At 40.8% G+C, this 19,979-nt stretch carries 3 protein-coding genes; all 3 read right to left on the bottom strand.

Features of this window, described 5'->3' with window-relative positions:
* Positions 1 to 38: 38 nt before the first annotated feature.
* The 3 genes from ACM0OP_RS01115 to ACM0OP_RS01105 all read right to left on the bottom strand — a co-directional run bounded on the left by ACM0OP_RS01115 (position 39) and on the right by ACM0OP_RS01105 (position 19,963).
* Positions 39 to 8,012: an amino acid adenylation domain-containing protein gene (locus tag ACM0OP_RS01115; protein WP_414526545.1), complete on the bottom strand. Its 7,974-nt coding sequence runs from the start codon at positions 8,010 to 8,012 to the stop codon at positions 39 to 41.
* Positions 8,013 to 8,127: 115 nt separating this feature from the next.
* Complete coding sequence (locus ACM0OP_RS01110; protein WP_414526544.1) at positions 8,128 to 15,375, bottom strand: amino acid adenylation domain-containing protein; 7,248 nt, start codon at positions 15,373 to 15,375, stop codon at positions 8,128 to 8,130.
* Between the two features lie 124 nt (positions 15,376 to 15,499).
* Positions 15,500 to 19,963 (bottom strand): type I polyketide synthase, encoded by a 4,464-nt coding sequence (locus ACM0OP_RS01105; RefSeq protein WP_414526543.1) that lies wholly within the window; start codon positions 19,961 to 19,963, stop codon positions 15,500 to 15,502.
* Positions 19,964 to 19,979: the final 16 nt, after the last annotated feature.

The raw sequence follows: 19,979 nt of genomic DNA, 5'->3' as shown, positions 1-19,979 counted from the left end.
CACAGAGGCGCAGAGAGTAAGAGTTTGAGAGATATTTATTACAATTTTCCCAACAAGTTATCAAGTTCATCTTGGGTGAAATCCATTTGTGGGAAATCAGAGGGGGTAAACCCGCTAATATTCGGGGTGACACAATGTTGAATTAGGGACAGTAGTATTTGTTGATAGTTGTCTGCTAAGGTTGTGATGGTTTGAGTTTGATGTATTTTTTGACTGTAAGTCCAATCACATCGCAGTTTTCCTCCTGTGATGATACTGTTGATTTCAATTAAAGTGTTGCGATTTCCTTTGGGACTCCGGCTGTGTCCGATAAGTTCACGCGCTGGGGTGAATAGGGAATTATCTGAGAAGATTTGGTCAGATTGTCCTAGATAGTTAAATCTGATTTGTGGTAAAGGTATTGATTTGAGGGTAGCTTGAATTGTTGGGGATGCTAGATAACGTAGCAATCCATAGCTAATACCACGGTCTGGAATTTGCCGCAGTTGTTCTTTGATTGTTTTGAGGTAAACCCCTAAATCAGAAGATGGAGTTATATTTAATAATACCGGAAATAGGTTTGTAAACCAACCCATTGTCCTAGATAAATTTATATTTGGAAACAAATCTTCTCTGCCATGTCCTTCTAGTTCTACTAACAGACGATTTTCACCTGTCCAATCTTGAAAGGCTAGTGCTAGTGCTGTTAATAAAATGTCGTTGATTTGGGTGTGGTAGGCGTTGGGAACTTCTTGAAGTAAGGCTTGGGTGTCTGGAACTGTTAAAAATGTAGAGTAAGTTTCTACATCTGCCATTGTATTAGCACCTGGGGCATAATCTACGGGTAAAGGTGGTATTTGCTGCCAAAGGGGAGATGTCCAGTAGTTAAATGCTGGTTGTAAATCGCCTGTCCAGGTGTAGTCTTGAAGTTTGACCGCCCACTGTTGGTAAGATGTGGTTTTTGGTGGGAGTTTTATTTGCTGTTTTTGGCTAAGTTGCTGATATGCTAGTTGCAAATCTTCGAGAAATATTCGCCAAGAGATGCCATCAATGATTAAGTGATGGAAGATGAGGAGTAAGCGATTATTTTGGTTTTTACCAAGGTTAAAATAGGCGATACGCAGCAATGGCGGTGTTTCTAGATCAAAGCTGGCTTGTAAGTCATTGGCAATATTGGTTATGGTTTCTGATACTTTTTCTGGGGTGAGAATTGCTAAGTCTGATAGATCAATATGATGAAACCCCACCCCTAGCCCCTCCCCGCAAGCGAGGAGGGGGACTGGATTTGTTGCTGCAAATTGTCGCCAACCATCGGGGGTTTTTGTAAAGTGAGAACGCAAGCTATCATGATGTGCTAGTAGTTGATCTAATGCTTGCCGTAAGTAATCAGGGTTGAGAGATTGGTGTACTTCTAAAAGTATGGCTTGATTCCAATGATGTGCATCTACCAGATTTTGCTCAAAAAACCAGTGCTGAATGGGAGTTAAGGGAATTTCTCCTGTCACTGGTGCTTGGTCACTGGGTAAGATGATCTTGGTGTCTACAATGGCTGCTAGTTCTGCCACTGTTTGATATTGGAACATCTGCCGGGGACGCAATGCCAAGTTTTGCTGATTTGCTTTGGCTACTACTTGAATCGCTAGAATGGAATCACCACCCAAGCTAAAGAAGTTATCGTGAATGCTGATAGATGCAATCCCTAATACCTGACTCCAGATGTTAACTAATTGTTGTTCTATGGGTGTCCTCGGTGCGGTTGCTGTGGTGTTGACAGGGGATACATCAGGTATGGGCAAAGCTTGACGGTCTATTTTACCATTAGCGGTTAAAGGTAAAGTTTCTAGGATAACGAAGGCGGTTGGTAACATATAAGCAGGTAGTTTCTCTGCCAAAAATTGACGCAATTCTGCTGTTTGGAGGTCTGGTTTGGCGACAACATAAGCAACTAAACGGCTATGTTCGGGGGTATCGTTACGAACTATTGCTAAAGCCTGTGTTACCTGTGGATGTTGGTTGAGTACTGCTTCGATTTCTCCTAATTCAATGCGAAAACCGCGCAGTTTGACTTGATGATCTAAGCGACCTAGATATTCAATATTACCATCGGGAAGATAACGAGCGCGATCGCCTGTTTTATAAAATACCCCACCCGTCCTATCGGACACCCTCCCCTTACCAAAGGGAGGGTTGGGGAGGGGTATATTTCCTATAAACCTTTCTGCGGTCAATTCTGGACGTTGCCAATATCCCCGTGCTAACCCAGCACCACTGAGGTAAATTTCACCGGGTACACCAATGGGAACGGTTTGGAGATTTTGATCTAGGATATAAACTTGAGTGTTGGCGATGGGTTTACCAATTGTCGGTGTTTGTTGGCTGTGTGGAGGAACAAGGGTAAAAGTCGAATAAGTGGTATCTTCGGAAGGGCCGTAAAGATTATATACTCGCTGAATTGTCGATTGTTGATAGAGTTCGTCTACAAGAGATTTTGGTAAAGGTTCGCCGGCTAAATTTACCGTTTTTACTGATGAGGGAATGCCATTTAAACGCAGGAGTTCTCTGGCTGCTGAGGGGACTGTATTTACTAACGTAACTTGTGCTGCGGCTGATAATTCCGGTAATTGTAGGGCATTATCGGCAAGGATCACGCAACCTCCCCAACTCAGAGGAACGAAAATTTCAAATACTGAGAGGTCAAAACAAATTGAGGTGGAAGCTAAAACACCTGTTAATTCTGCTGCTGAGTAAATCTCTCGCGCCCAATACATGAGTGTAACTGGGCTTTGGTGGGTGATGGCGACTCCTTTGGGAATGCCAGTAGTACCAGAAGTGTAGATAATGTAGGCGAGGTTGGATGGGGATTGGGGATTAGGGATTGGGGACTGGGGATTGGGGATTGGGGAATCTAGGCAAACTATGGGGATTTGGAGTTGGGGTAATTTGCTTAATTGCTGTTGCTGGGTGAGTAACACCTGCATTTGGGCATCTTGAATAATTAATGCTAATCTGGCTGCGGGATAGGTGGGGTCGAGGGGAACGTAAGCACCACCTGCTTTGAGAATACCCAATAAGCCGATAATCATATCTAGGGAACGGTCAACGCAAATCCCTACAGGTACTTCTGACTGGACACCTAAACTTTGCAGATGAGCGGCGAGTTGATTGGCTTTGGTGTTTAATTCTTGGTATGTTAGCTGTTCTTCACCCCAAACAACGGCTATACGTTCAGGTGTTTCTGTAACCTGTGCCTCAAATAACTGATGTAAACACTGCTGAGGATATTGGCGTTGAGTTTCGTTCCATTGTGCTAATTGCTGTTTTTCTGCAATAGTCAATAACGGTAGTTGGCTGATAGGTTGCTGCGGATTTGCCACTACAGCTTCTAGTAAAGTTTCTAGATGTCCCGCTAAACGCTCAATTGTTGTCGCTGCGAATATATCAGTATTATATTCCAACTTACAACTTAACCCCTGGGAAGTTTCGCTCACTACCCAAGTCAGGTCAAATTTAGCTGTACCACTATCGGCATCAATTATTTGCCATTGCACTCCCGCCATATCTAACTCTGGCAAAGGTAAATTTTGCAACACCAACATGACTTGAAAAATTGGCGTATAACTGAGCGATCGCACAGGTTGGAGAACTTCTACCAATTGTTCAAAAGGTAAATCCTGATGGGCATAAGCACCCAAAGCCGTCGCCCGTACCCGTGCCAACAAAGTCATAAAACTAGGATTTTCACTTAAATCAGTGCGTAAAGCCAGAGTGTTCGCAAAACAACCAATTAACCCTTCCGTTTCAGCTCGATTACGATTAGCGATCGCACTACCAACTACAATATCATCACTACCACTGTAACGATATAACAGCACATTCCAAACAGCCAACAAACTCATAAACAAAGTGCTGTGAGAAATCCGACTCAAACCCTTCAAACCCTGAGTCAATTCCGCCGAAATATCAAACCCATACACAGCACCCCGAAAAGACTGTACAGCCGGACGCGGATAATCAGTAGGCAATTCCAACATCACAGGTGCAGACTCCAACTGTCCCCGCCAATACTCCAAATGCTCCTCTAAAACCCTTCCTTGCAACCACTCCCTCTGCCAAAAAGCAAAATCCACATACTGAATCCTCTCCACTTTGTTATGACCTAACCCCCTAACCACCTTCCCTACAAGGGAAGGGGGAAAAGTTAAAGCCTCTCTCCTTGCAGGGGAGAGGTTTGGAGAGGGGTTTTCCAAATCCTCTGAAAATTCAGCTTTGCGCCTTTGCGCCTTTGCGTGAAAAACATCCCGAACCAACAACCCTACAGACCAAGCATCAGCAATAATATGATGCAAAGTCAACAACAAAACCTGATTCCCCTCCCCCAATCTTACCAACCGCACCCGCCACAACAAACCAGCCAAATCAAAAGGCTGCTGCGCCTGATTTCGCGCCAACTCCTGCACCTGTTGCTGTTGCTCAAATTCCGGTAATCCCTGCAAATCAATTACTGGTATCTGGACATCACAAACATCAGCAATCCTTAAAACAGGCTGTCCATCCAAACTTGAGAAACTCGCCCGTAACATTTCCTGTCGTCGGACTACTTCTGCAAAACTGGCTTGCAAAATACCCACATCAATATCGCCCTGAATTTGTACAGCCAGAGGAATATTATAGGCGATGCTGTTTGGTTCCAACTGTGCCAAAACCCAAAAACGTTGCTGGGCAAAGGATAGAGGTAAATTATCAGTGCGAGGAATAGGCAATATAGGGCTAGTTTCCCTGTGACTTTGGGCAATTACCCGCGCCAAATCTGCAATCCTGGGACTTTCAAACAGATGACGCAAAGGCAACTCTACACCAAATACCTGCCGCACTTGGGAAATTAACCGCGTAGCTAGGAGGGAATGACCACCTAAATCAAAGAAGTTATCTTCAATACCCACCGATTCGACACCCAACACCGCAGCCCAAATACTCGCTAAAACTTCCTCTGTTGGGGTGAGAATACCTTCATTTTCGTTTTTAAAGGATTTTGGGTCGGGAGCAGGTAAGGCTTTACGGTCAACTTTACCATTAGGTGTGAGGGGTAAGGCTGCTAATGTGACAAATATCCCAGGAATCATATATCTGGGTAGTTTGTTGGCTAGGAATATTTGTAAATCATTGACTTCCGCATCCTGAGAGTTGAGGACTATGTAGGCTACTAAGGGAGGTTCTTCTTTTCTGACTGTGACTACTGCTTGGGTGACTGCGGGATGTTCTGTTAATACTGCTTCTATTTCTCCTAGTTCAATGCGAAATCCTCTGATTTTGATTTGATTATCTAGTCTGCCTAAGTATTCGAGTTTACCATCTCTTAGGTAGCGGACGCGATCGCCTGTTTTGTATAGGGTATTCTCACGCAAAGGCGCAAAGGCGCAGAGAGGAGGAGTTTTAAGGAGAAATCTTTCTGCTGTTAGGTCTGGGCGTTGCCAATATCCTCTGGCTAGTCCATCTCCAGCAATATATAATTCTCCGGGTACTCCTATGGGGAGGGGTTGTAAATGCTCGTCTAGGACGTAAAATTGGGTGTTGGCTATGGGATGACCGATGGTGACAGGTTCATCTATACTGAGTTTTTGGGCTGCTGACCAAATGGTTGTTTCTGTTGGTCCGTATAGATTCCAGACTTCTTGGGTGCAGGATAATAGTTGGTGCGCTAGGGTGTTATCTAATGCTTCTCCACCACAGAGAATTTTTAAGTCTTGCTTACCTTCCCAACCACTGGCTATTAGTAACCTCCAGGTGGCGGGTGTGGCTTGCATGACGGTGATTTGATGTTTGGCGATCGCTTGTGCTAATCTCTCTCCATCTAGGGTGACATCCCTTTCTACTAGGACTAAACACGCACCTACTGTTAAGGGTAGGAAAATCTCTAAGGCTGCAATGTCAAAGGCTAGGGTGGTTACAGCTAGGAGGTTATCTGCTGCTGTTAGTCCTGGTGTTTTGGACATTGCGATTAAGAAGTTACTCAAGCTTCTGTGCAAAATTTGCACGCCTTTGGGTGTTCCGGTTGAGCCGGATGTGTAAATTAGGTAGGCGAGTTGCTGGGGGTGTGGGAAGTCACTGGTTTTGTCGCTGGTTAGGGGGATGATTTTTATCGGGCTACGCCCCGCTACGCTAACACGCAGAGGCGCAGAGGCAAGCCAGTGCGTTGGGCGGGTTTCCCGACTTGAAGCAACTGGCGCGCAGAGAGGAGTTTTGAGAGGTGTATTTAACTCTATTCCCTCTATTTTTGGTAGGTTATTTAATAAGGATGTTTGAGTTATTAAGATTGATATTTTTGAGTCGTTAATTATAAATTGTAAGCGCTCTTGGGGATAGCTGGGATCGAGGGGAATGTAAGCACCGCCGGCTTTGTGGACTGCTAATAGCGAAATTACCATTTCTAGGGAGCGATCGCAATAAATTCCTACTCGTGTTTCTGCTTGTACTCCCAAGTTTTGCAAATCATCGGCTAGTTGATTGGCTTTTTGTTCGAGTTGTTGATAAGTTAGGGATTCATCGCCAAAAATAACGGCAATTTTATCTGGGGTTTTAGTTACTTGTTGACTGAATAATTCATGGACGCTTAAATTGGGTATATCTGTAAATGTATCGTTCCACTGTGTGAGTAAGTTTTGCTCTTTTTGTGTTAATAATGGTAATTCAACGATGGATTGTTCTGGGTTGAGGACAATTCCTGATAATAAGGTTTGGAAATGCTCGTTTAAACGTTCAATAGTTGTAGGTTGAAATAATTCTGTACTGTATTCCCAAGTTCCCCTTAAACCTCTTGGGGTTTCGTACATATCCAAGCTGATATCAAACCGAGATGTGAAATGTTCTGTTTCTACTGGTTCGATTTTTAAATCAGGTGAGGTTATAGTTTGGCTGGGTGTGTTATGGAGAACAAACATGACTTGGAATAGAGGATTTTGACTTAAATTTCTCTCTGGTTGTAGTTGTTCTACCAAATCTTCAAAGGGCAATTCTTGATGAGATAATGCGCCTAAAACTGTTTCTTTGACTTGGTTGAGAAGTTCAATAAAACTGGGTTTACCAGATAAATTGCTGCGAAATATGAGATTATTAACAAATAGACCTATGAGATTGACAATTTCTTTGCGATCGCGGCTAGTAACCGTAGAACCAACTAATATATCATCTTGTCCACTGTAGCGATATAATAAAATATTAAATGCTGTTAACAGCGTCATAAAAACTGTAGAATTATGCTGTTGGCTGAGTCGCTGCAATTGCTCAGATAATTCTGGTGATAAAGTGAAAAATAGCCGCGCACCTCTAAAAGTCTGTATGGCTTTGCGTGAATAATCTGTAGGGAGAGACAATTCACAGGGACAATTTTGCAGTTGCTTTTGCCAGTATAATAATTGAGTTGTTCTAGCTTCACTTTGTAACCATTTTTGTTGCCAAGTTGCAAAATCTGCAAATTGAATTGGTAATTCTGCTAAGGTTTGACCTTGATAAATTGATATTAATTCCCGTACTAAAACACGAAATGACCAGTAATCTGTAATAATGTGGTGCATCACCAAAATCAACACAAATTCAGTATTACACAGTTGTAGTAACGCAACACGTAATAAAGGCGCTTCTGTAAGTTGAAACGGTTGTTCTGTAAGTAACTTAGCTTGCTGTATAACTTCTGCTGTTTGATTTTGTTGTGATAATTCCCGCAAATCAATTAAAGGTAAAGTTAGTTTTAAATTTGCAGCAATATTCTGTACAGGTTCATCATTAATTACAGTAAAACTGGTGCGTAAAATCTCATGACGTAACACAATTGACTGTAAACTTTGCTCTAAACGAGTCAGATCGAGATTACCCGTCAACCGCAAAGCCGCAGGTATATTATAAACAGATAATCCTGGTTGTAATTTATCGAGAAACCACAATCTTTTTTGAGCAAAAGAAAGCGGAAAATTTTGTTTAGCTACTTTTTGTTGTAGCAGTTTTGCTAATAGTTGGCGTTTTTGTGATGTAGAAATATTCATAGTTTACTCAACTAAAATAAGATTTTTATTTTTGTCTCACGCAGAGGCGCAGAGAATGAGAGTTTAGGAGATTAAGTTTTTAATTTTCATCTCAAAAGTATCTCTCTGCGTGAAATTAATCACCCTCTTCTAACTGCATTTTTTGAAGTAACATCTCCACTTCTTCGTCTGAAAGTTCATCTAAATTTGCCAGTAATTTTTGAGGATTAATACTTTCAATAGGTTCAATTGTAATTTCTTTTCTAGATTCCCACTGATGCTTGATTAATTCAGCTTGTGCTGTTAATGTAGGCTTGAGGAAAAATTCCCGAATGGGTAAATCAAGTTGGAAATTTTGCCGCATCTGTGTAATTATCTGAGTTGCTGATAATGAATTACCTCCTAATTCAAAGAAATTATTGTGAATACTTGAAACTTCTACATTTAAAATAGATTCCCATAGTTGAGCTAGTGCTATTTCTAATTCCGTAGAGGGAGGTATAATAGGCTGTTCAAACTGAATAAATTGATATTCTGGCTGGGGTAAAGCACGGCGGTCAATTTTGCCATTGGCTGTTAATGGTAGGGCTTCTAGGGGAATATAGAGGCTAGGTATCATATATTCTGGCAATGTTTGTTGGAGGAATTGCCGTAATTTTTGGGTAACTAATTCGGTTTTTGTGATTTTGTTTGAAGAAGTTTCTGGTGATAGCCAAAGATTTTTCCAACTGGGATCGATAGTCCCACCAACAAAACCATGCAAGAATATTTGTTGTTCATTTAAAGCGAAATGTTCACGGATAGCATCAAATTCTAAATCACCAATGGGACACAGACCTAAGTTTTGATTTGGGGCAGTTTCCATTAATAGTTGACCTATATAACCCGCTTCCAGCAAACAGAAATCCCTGGCTTTATCTCCGTAAACTGGTGAAATTGCTTGTAAGTCACCAATTAAAAATATAGAAAATGCTGCGGCTGTAAAAATCTCTTGATTGATGCCATAGATACTGCTATCAATATTTATAGCATCACTTAATTGGATAAGTTGATGTTGTTGGGGATGGTAGTAATAAAAATCAGCAGCTAAATTTTCAACTTGATGGGGTTTGATATAAATATATGTTTGGACTGGATATAAACTACCAGCAGAAGCATAGCGATATTTTGGCAGAGGAGAGTTTTCTAATTGCTGCATTTGCAAACATTCTAAAAGTTCACCCAAGGCATTTAGAGGTACGGTTTCTGCTAAAAACTGTCGGTAACTTTGTCGTCGTAAATTGACTTTAGAAGTTTTAACTCCAGGTAAAGCTACAGAATGCACCCCAGGATAAAATTTCCTGACTCCCTTTTGTTGTAGTTTAAAATCAAGTTGGGAGGAAGAATTAAGAATGTTTTGGCTGACAATTACTTCTGGTTCTAACACCAAATAAGCAACTAAATGTTGTTGAGATGGTGTATTTCCCGCAGTTGTCACAACGGCTTGGTTTATGGCTGGATGTTGTTGTAAAGCTGCTTCAATTTCTCCTAACTCAATTCGATAGCCATTAACTTTAACTTGAAAATCTTCTCTTCCTAAAAATTCTATTGTCCCATTAGGTAAGTAGCGTCCTAAATCACCAGTTTTATAAATGGGAGTAGGGTTATTTATTTTCCCAGTCTCCAGTTCCCAATTAATAAACTTTTCCGCCGTTAATTCTGGATTTTGCCAATAACCTTTAGCAACTCCTAAACCACCGATGTAAATTTCGCCTATAGCCCAGGGAGGAGAGGTTTCTAGGGAATGGTTAAGGACGTAAACCTGTTGATTAGTAAGAGAATAACCGTAGGGAATACTTTTCCAATTCGGATCGATTTCGCATATAGGGTAGAAAATTGACCAAATAGATGCTTCTGTTGCACCACCTAAACTAATAATTTGCGGATGATTGAATTGGCTACAAATGCGTTCGGGTAATGTTAAAGGAATCCAATCACCACTGAGTAAAATTAGGCGGAGTGTCTGGTTTTGGGTAGGTGAGGTGTCAACTAAAAGCTGCATCAGGGCGGGAACTGAGTTCCAAATTGTTACCTGATATTGCTTGATTAACTGCATCCAATGGGTGGGATCATTACCGCTATCAGGAATGATGATTGTTCCGCCAGCCGCTAAAATACCAAAGATGTCATACACGGATAAATCAAAACTCAGGGATGACACCGCTAAAACTCGGTCATTTGCTGTTACACCAAAGCGTTGATTAATATCTAATATGGTGTTGACTGCACCTTGATGATCAATCATTACACCTTTGGGTGTTCCCGTTGAGCCGGATGTGTAAATTACATAAGCTAAATCTGTGGGTTGTTGTTGTGGTGTGGGTATGGTTGCTTGGTGTGGTGCATCAAGAGTATCAACACATATCCGAGTTAGATTATCAGCCCATTCTAAAGTTTTATCTAGCCAGGACTGAGTAAGTATAATTTGTGCTTGGGTTTCTTGTAGTAGGTGCAGACGACGCTGGGCTGGTAATTGTGGATCTATGGGTACGTAGGCTGCACCAGCAGTGAGGATTGCTAAGGCTGCTACTACTTGTTCCCCACCTTTATCCATGACAATTGCTACTAATTGGTTGGGAATTACACCTGATTGTTGTAAATGTTCGGCAAGATGACAGACGCGATCGCTCACCTGTTGATAAGTTAAGGTTTGTTCTGTAGTAAAAATTGCTGGCTGGTTTGGTTGTTTTACTACCTGCTGAAAAAATAGGGTGTGAAGGCAGAGGGCAGGAGGCAGGGGGCAGGGGGCAGGGGGCAGGGGGATGTTATTAGTATCGGGTTCTACTAACTGTTTGAGGAAATTACAGTAGGAACGGAACATTTCATCTAACATTCCTGGGGGGAAAAGTTCATCAATGGTGTCCCAATTAAATACTAATGCGCCGGCGACTTCTCCTACTTGATGGTCAAAATACACTTGGGAGGTTTGGCTAAGGCTGTATATTAAGTTACCCTGCCAATGGCGTTTATCTTCTGTTTGTTGATGATCTTGGGTGAGGGTGCTGGTAAACACTACAGGCATCAGGGCTTCTGTCACCCGTTGTTGCTGACGCGCTAGTAGACGCAGTACCTCTACACCACTGAAATAGCGATGGTCTAAATCATCCCACAGTTGGGTTTGGATGCGGTGAGCTAGTTCGAGGAAGTTATTACACCCTGCACTGGCAATTTCTAGAAGTAGAGAGGCGGTAAAATCTCCGACAATTTGATTAACTTCGGGATGTAGGGGTAGCCGGTTAAATAAAGTCAGATTTAGGGTGAAATTAGGTTGTTTGCTCCACCGTGAGAGAATTTTAGCAAAAGCAGCCAAAAGTATGCCTGATGGTGTAATTCCCGCTTCGCTGGCTTGCTGTTTGAGTTTTTGCCATTGGGTTGGGGATAAAGTACCACTGCGACGGGTGAAATGAGGTTCTGTAATTTTGCTGAGTGGCTTTGTTAAAGGTAATTCTGGTGCAAGGGGTAGGCTGGTGAGGCGATTTTGCCAGTAGGCTTGAGAACGGTGATAAATCGCTGAATCTTGTAATGTCTTTTCTGTGAGGACGTAATCTCGGAAAGTTAAGTTAATGGGTGGTAACTCGACATCTGGATTTTCCAGAATTTGGACTAATTCTCTACCTAATAAGCGAAAACTCCAAGCATCACCGATTAAAACATCAAAGCTGATGCAGAAGCGGATTTTGTTGTCATCTAATAAAATTGCTTGAATTTCAAATAAAGGATAGCTGTCAGTGGGGCGAATTTGATGGGAAAGGCTTTGGCGGATATCCTGGAGTGCAGAATCTACCCCACGCAAATCTGTCACCGCAATTTTGAAATCCGGTACTTGTGATAAAACTTGTTGCTGTCCATCAGCTTGGACAATTACCCGCAGCATATCATGACGCTCAATTAATCGCTGCATTGCCATTTCAACCTGTGCAACAGTTAACCCTATCGTCTCAATTTCTTGATAACCGTGTGTAGCAATGTTACCCAACTCAAAAGCGGCGTTACGTCCGATGAGGTAAGCTTGCTGAATATCTGTTAGGGGAAAAGGTTGATAACGTTCTTGGGGCTGGGGTTGAATTTTGGGTAATCCCAACTTAATTTCATGGCGCTGTAACTGGTCAATCTGTGCAGCTAAACTGGCAATGGTGGGAAACTGAAATAAATACTTGAGAGGTACTTCTACCTGTAAGGATTCGTTAATTCTCGCTACTAATTGAATCCCCAGTATTGAATGTCCACCTAATGCAAAAAAGTTATCATGAATGCTGATTTGCTCAACTAAGAGTATTTCTCGCCAAATCACCTCTAAAGCTTGCTCTGTAGATGTGCGAGGTGCTACATAAGCAATCCCTAATTCTGAGGATAAATTTTCAACTGCGGGTAACGCCTTACGGTCAATTTTACCATTGGGATTACGTGGTAGTGCATCCAAAGTCATGAAATAGCCGGGAATCATGTATCCAGGTAATTTATCTGCTAAATATTGCCTTAAATCTGGAATATTGATATTTTTAGGAGCAATATAAGCAACTAATCTTTTATCACCTGATGCTGTTTCACTAGCAATCACCACAGATTCTTGAATTTCTGGATACTGACTGAGTAAAGCGTCAATTTCACCTAATTCAATGCGATAACCACGTATTTTTACTTGATTATCTAATCTACCCAAGTATTCAATATTGCCATCTAGGAGATAACGAACGCGATCGCCTGTCTTATATAAAGTGCTGTTACCGGAAGCGGGGCGTTTAGCCCGTGTTTTAATTCCCAATCCCCAGTCCCCAGTCCCCAGTCCCCAGTCTCCAATAAACCTTTCTGCTGTCAATTCTGGACGTTGCCAATATCCTCGTGCGACTCCTGCACCTGCAATGTATAATTCTCCTGGTACACCAATGGGTAATGGTTGTAAATGTTTGTCTAAAATATAAACTTGAGTATTTGCGATCGCACGACCAATAGGAGGAGTAGGACTATTTGGTGTAATATCTTTCAGTTCTATGTAAGTAGAATAAGTAGTATCTTCCGAAGGCCCATAAAGATTATAGATGTACTGAACATGAGGGAGTTGTTGAAGTTGCTGTACCAATTTCCATGTCAGAGGTTCACCCGCTAAATTAACTGTGTTCACAGAATTAGGAATAGCATTAAAGTTGAGAAGTTGAGCGATCGCACTTGGTACAGTATTAATTAACGTCACCTGATTTTTAGCAGGTAAATTCGGCAATTCCAGCGCATTTTCCGCCAAAATTACCTTACCCCCCCAACACAGAGGAACAAAAATCTCAAACACCGATAAATCAAAACAGATAGAAGTAGCCGCCAACACCCCAGAAATTGCATGATCACTAAAAACCTCACGCGCCCAGTACAATAAACAAACTGGACTGCGATGTTCAATCATCACCCCCTTTGGCTTACCCGTAGAACCCGAAGTATAAATCAAATAAGCCAAATTCCCCGGCGTAACATCCGTCACAGGATGAGTAATAGGATATTCCCCAAAACTCTCCCAATCCAAACAAACAACCCTCCCAAACTCCTCTCTGCGCCTCTGCGTCTCTGCGTGAACTAACAAAATCTCAACTTTCGCATCATCCAAAATATACCGTAATCTCTCATCAGGATAAGCCGGATCTAAAGGTACATAGAACCCCCCAGCCTTGAGAATTGCTAACATCCCAATCACCATTTCCGGGGAACGTTCCAGACAAATTCCCACAGGCGTTTCTGGCTTCACTCCCAAAGTTTGTAAATAATGAGCCAGTTGATTAGCCTTAATATTAAGCTCTTGATATGTAAAAACTTCCTCACCAAAAATCAAAGCAATTGCATCAGGTGTTCTTTCCACCTGTGCTGCAAATAATTCATGAATACACTCATGTTGAGGATATTCCCGTGATGTCGTATTCCAATTATTTAATAATTCTGATTCCTTCGCAGTTAATAAAGATAAATCAGATATTTTCGTATCAATATTTGTAACTATATTTTCTAAAAGCATCTGCCAATGCTCTGCCATTTGAGTAATAGTAGCAGCATCGAATAATTCCGAACTATATTCAAATTGTCCCTTAATTCCCTGGGAAGTATCTTGTAAATTTAGACGTAATTCATATTTGGCAGTATTATCATTAATTGGCAATCTTTCTACAGATAATCCTGCTAGTTGAGGTGGTTGTACTGTTGCCAGTTGTAAATCAAATTTCACCTGAAATAAAGGCATCATTTGATTAATATGCCGTTCTGGATTTAGAACTTCTACCAATTTTTCAAAAGGTAAATGTTGATGAGCGAAAGCACCGAGCGTCACCTCACGTACTCGTTTTAATAATTCCGTTATCGTAGGATTTCCGTCTAAATTTGTACGCAATACTACAGTATTGACTAATAAACCAATGAGATTTTCTGTTTCCTGGCGATCGCGGTTAACAATATCTGTACCAATTAATAAATCTTCTTCTCCTGTGTAGCGATATAGTAATAATTGAAAACTCGCTAATAGCAACATAAATAAGGTGACACCCTGCTTGGCTGCTAAAGTTTTCAACCCTTGGGATAAAGAGGGAGAAAGAGCAACTGCATACTGTGAACCAGAGTATGTAGATACATCTTTACGCAAAATCGGTAATTGTAAAACAGGCAATTCACCGCCTAGTTTTTGTTGCCAATAATTAATTTGTTCTTCTAGAAATGCACCTTGTAATTGTTGTCTTTGCCACAATGCCCAATCAGCATATTGAATAGGTAATTCTGATAATAGTGCAGATTCTGCCCGCACGTAAGCTGAATATAATAGAGAAATTTCTTTGAGAAAAACACCGACTGACCAACGATCTGAAATAATATGATGGGTTGTAATTAATAAAATATGTTCGTTTTCAGCTAACCGGAAAAGGCTAGTTTTGAATAAAGGCTGAGTTAAATTAAATGGTGTTTGTGCGGCGGTTAATGCTATTTTTTCAATTTCTGCGGTTGTGTCTATAATTTGTAAGGTGATGGGTTGCCAAGGTTCAATAATTTGAATGGGTTGATTTTCGGAATTGGTGGTGAAATATGTTCTTAAGGTTTCGTGTCTTTTTCTAAGTTCGTTGATGGCTGCTTCTAATGCGGATAGTTCTAAGTTTCCGTGCATTTTTAGGACGCAGGGAACGTTATAAACGTAGCTATCTGGTTCTAGTTGTTGGATGAACCAGAGGCGTTGTTGGGCGAAGGATAGGGGGATGTTTTCTGTTTGATTGCGTGGGGGAATGGTGGAGGATTGAGGTAGGGTTAATCCTTTTTCTTTTAGGCGGCGTTCAAATAAGGCTTTTTGTTCTGGGGTTAGGGTTGAGAGGATTTCTGAGTAGTTTGACATTTTTTTATGGGGTCAGGATTAACTAGATTAAATTGTCTGAATCAGGATGCTCTGGATTAAAGGATGTACAGGATTAAATTCAATCTGGTAAATCTTCAAATCCTGTAAATCCTGATGCAGATGATTAATCTTGCAGTTGTTGTAATACTTCTTCTGGGGAAAGGTTTTGGATTTCTGTTAATAATGCTGTCATTTGTTCTAAGTCTTCTAGTTTGGGTTTTTGGTTGGAAATAACTGCTGCAATTCCAGAGATGGTAGGTGTTTCGTATAGTAAGTTCCGCATTGAGAGTTCGACACCAAAGCGATCGCGTAATCTGGAAATGGCTTGAATGGCTAGTAGGGAATGTCCGCCTAAGTCGAAGAAGCTATCATCAATTCCAATGGGGGAAATTCCTAATAGGTCTTGCCAAATTTGCGCGATCGCTGTTTCAATTTCGTTACGGGGTTCAACATATTCATTTGTGAGTTGGGGACGGGTATAACTGTTATCGGTTTCTGTTTTGGTTTTGCTTGGGGTGTTTTTTACCCACTGTTCTAAACGTTTGTCTAAATCGGCTTTGGTAACTACAACTGATTCTGGTAAACCTAATTTGATAATATGTTGGGTTGCTTGCCATACTTCTTCCGGTGTGAGTGCTATTGCTGCTAAATTGGCGGCGAAACTATGATTAATGTCTGTTTCTAACTCGCTACGACAAGCATCCCAATTAATGCTAATCCAGGGGAATTTGCTATTTTGATTTTGTTGAATAGCAAACATATCAATTACTGCATTCGCCGCAGCGTAAGCAGCTAAACCTAACCCGCCTAAAACTGTGGATAGGGAAGATTGTAATACACAAAAATCTAAAGGTTTATCGCGCAAAACTTCAGCTAAAACAGATAATCCCTGTATTTTTGTCCGGTAGTTATATTCCCAGTGTTTTGTAGTTAATTGGGGTAAAAATGCCATTGAATGCTCATTACTCATGGGTGTGGAGTAAAATATCCCATTTATTTTTCCGAATTTTGTCTCGGTTTGAGCTATTGCATTTTCTAATTCTGCTTGCTTGGTAATATCTATATTGAGTGATAAGTAATCAATACCAGCATTATCTAAACTTTGTTTGAGAGTTGTGGGAATGACATCACTAAGTAGCACTAACCGCGCTGACATTTTCATCAAATAGTCAGCAAATACTGTTCCTAAACCTGTTGTTAAGTCTCCCAAAATTACATAATTACCTCCTTCTCGTACAGATATTTTGGATTGTGCATCATCTATTAATAAGGGTTTATAAATTTGATGCCAGCGATAATTACCCCGATAGGCAACTACAGATTGAATCTGATTATTTAAACATTCTATAATTAATTGTTGAGCGATTTGTTCATTTGTCTTAACTGCGCTTGTTAATGAAATATCAACACAGCGACAATTTAATTGTGGTATTTCTTGAGAAAATACTTTACCCATACCCCAAACTGTCGCTTTCATGGGTTGGATATTTTCATTTCCTAATAGCAATTGTCCATCATTTGTTACCAATGTTAATGTTATTTCTTGCTCAATTGCTTGCGAGTAAATTGCTTGCGCTAGATATAATAAACTGACTGGTTGCTGTTGTGAATCAGTTAAATCCCATAAATATAAAATATGGTGAGGGATTAGTTCTCGCAGTTCTAAATCTGACCACAACTCAACAAAATCCTGGGAGTTTTGGGGATTAACTGTAAAATTACGATATGCGGGTTGGTCGTATTTTTCACCTTTGTTAACAATAATTACATCATGTCCAACCGCTTGCAAAGTATTAATTATTTCTTGAGAAACGCCGTAATTATCTGTAAATACCAACCAACACAAGCGTTTTTCAGCTATATCTATCTGGGGATGGGGTAAACTACGTTCCCAAGAAGGCATATAAAACTGGGGAACTGGGGATTGGGGACTGGGGATTGGGAGTTGAGTATTCTCTGTTTTGAGATCAATCCAGTAACGTTGTCTCTGAAAGGGATAGGTAGGTAATGGTAGACGTTGACGTTGTTGGTGTGTGTAGAAATTTGACCAATCAATTGATACACCTGCTAACCACAATTGACCCAAGGTTTGCAGTAAAAATGCTACATCTGATTGTGTATCTTGGGGATGGGGTAAGGAAGATAAAATTGTATGGCTGTTGGTTTGTTGTTTGGCTAAAGTAGCGAGTGTTCGTCCTGCGCCTACTTCTAGTAAAATTTGCTGAGGTTCTGTTAGCAGTTCTTTGATTCCTGTGGCAAATTGTACAGGTTGACGTAAGTGATTTGCCCAGTAGTGTGGATCAGTTGCTTGTTCTGGTGTAATCCAAGTACCTGTAACGTTAGAAATAAAAGGAATTTTGGGTGTTTGCAGTTGAATTTTCTGGAAAGCGGCGATAAATGGAGTAATTATTGACTCCATTAAGGGTGAATGGAAAGCGTGAGATGTTTGTAATTTACGGGTGGAAATTCCCTGTTGATTTAAGTTTGTTTCTAGTTGGGTAATTTCTGCTTCAGTACCAGATACTACACATAATTCTGGTGCGTTGTATGCCGCTATGACTAAATTATCTGTCAACAGAGCTTGTAGTTCAGCTGCTGACATTGCTACTGAGAGCATTCCCCCAGTGGGACATTCTTGCATTAAACGACCACGCAAGGCTACCAATTTTAAAGCATCGGGGAGAGTAAAGACACCAGCTAAAGTTGCTGCTACGTATTGTCCGATACTATGACCAATCATGGCTTGTGGCTGAATACCCCAAGATATCCACAATTTTGCTAAGGCATATTCGATTATAAATAATGCTGGTTGTGCTATGGATGTTTGGTTGAGTTGTTCAGAGTCTTGTGAATAAATTTGTAACCGCAAATCTAACCCCAAATCATCCTGTAATAATTCACAGCAATGATCTATTTGCTCTCGAAATATAGCTTCTGTATCATATAATTCCTTACCCATGTTGAGGTATTGGCTACCTTGTCCAGGAAACATGAAGGCGATACTTGGGCTTTTTTCGAGGTTTGTATGAGTGTATTTAGTTTCTTTCTCTAAAATTTGCGCTGCTTCTTGCGTAGTTTGACACAACACCATCCGACGATATGCAAAATGTTGTCGTCCTATTTGCAAAGTATAAGCAATATCTGCAAGGTTTAATTCTGGATGTTGTTGTAAATATGTAGCCAGATTAATTGTTGCTTGCTCAAGAGCTTTTTCACTTTTAGCCGATAAACATAACAGATGATAATTAATTTTGACTTTTGACTTTTTACTTTTGAATTGTATTGGTGCTTCTTCTAAAATTACATGAGCATTTGTCCCCCCAATTCCAAAGGAACTGACACCAGCACGGCGGGGTGTTTTGTCGGTTTTCCAGTTAACTAAATTGGTGTTGACATAAAAGGGTGTTTGCGAAAAATCTATTTGGGGATTTGGTTGTTGAAAATGTAAATTGGCGGGAATTTGTTGATGTTTGAGTGCTAATACAGTTTTGATTAAACTAGCAATTCCCGCAGCCGCATCTAAATGTCCAATGTTGGGTTTTACTGATGATATGGCACAAAATCCGGTTTTCTCTGTTCCGGCGCGGAAGGCTTGAGTTAAGGCGGCGATTTCAATGGGATCACCTAATGCTGTTCCTGTTCCGTGGGTTTCAATATAACTAATCTCTGTTGGTTCTACTCCGGCTAATGCTTGTGCGGCGCGAATTACTGCTGCTTGGGTATCAATTCTCGGTGCTGTGTAGCTGACTTTTAAACCGCCATCATTATTAATAGCTGAACCTTTAATTACAGCATGAATATAATCTCTATCTTCAATAGCTTCTTGCAGTCTTTTGAGAACAACAATACCTAAACCACTACCTGCAATTGTTCCTTGAGCATCAGCATCAAAGGCGCGACAATGGCCATCAGGTGAGTAAATTCCGCCTTCTTGGTATAAGTAACCTGTGGCTTTTGCTAAGGATACACCGCCTGCTAGGGCTATGTCACATTCACCACTTAATAAACTTTGACAAGCTAGATGGACTGCTACTAAGGATGTGGAACAAGCTGTTTGAATATCTAAGCTTGGGCCTCGTAAATTTAATTTATAAGAAACTCTGGTGGTGAGAAAGTCTTTATCGTTGGATAAAAATAGTTGATAGCGGCTAACTTGATTTTGAATTTGTGGGTTAGTGATTAAGTTTAATAAATAGTTATTCATGGCTGCACCGGCATAAACTCCAATTGCTCCGGTGTAGTTTTCTGGGTTATATCCTGCATCTTCTAAGGCTGTCCAAGCACATTCTAAAAATAGTCTGTGCTGGGGGTCGAGAATTTCTGCTTCTCTGGGATTGAATCCGAAAAATTCTGCGTCAAAGTATTCGATGTTGTCTATTATGGCTTGTCTTTTGACGTAATTGGGATGTTTTAATTGTGCGGGTTCTACGCCGTTTTTTTGGATTTGTTCATCGCTTAATTCGGTGATTGATTCTACTCCGTTGCGGAGGTTTTGCCAATATTCTTCTAGGTTATTAGCACCGGGAAATTTCCCTGTTATGCCGATAATTGCTATTTCTAATCCTGTGTATTCGGTGGGGTTTTTCATATAATTTATTTGAATA

Source organism: Nodularia chucula CCY0103, from assembly GCF_963923915.1.
Lineage (GTDB): Bacteria > Cyanobacteriota > Cyanobacteriia > Cyanobacteriales > Nostocaceae > Nodularia > Nodularia chucula.
The sequence above is the reverse complement of the archived record's forward strand: the minus strand, read 5'-3'. Positions and strand labels throughout refer to the sequence as shown.

Bases quoted from the DNA above. Each gene is read 5' to 3' on its own strand.
- ACM0OP_RS01115 (WP_414526545.1), bottom strand. From the start codon at position 8,012: ATGAATATTTCTACATCACAAAAACGCCAACTATTAGCAAAACTGCTA.
- ACM0OP_RS01110 (WP_414526544.1), bottom strand. From the start codon at position 15,375: ATGTCAAACTACTCAGAAATCCTCTCAACCCTAACCCCAGAACAAAAA.
- ACM0OP_RS01105 (WP_414526543.1), bottom strand. From the start codon at position 19,963: ATGAAAAACCCCACCGAATACACAGGATTAGAAATAGCAATTATCGGC.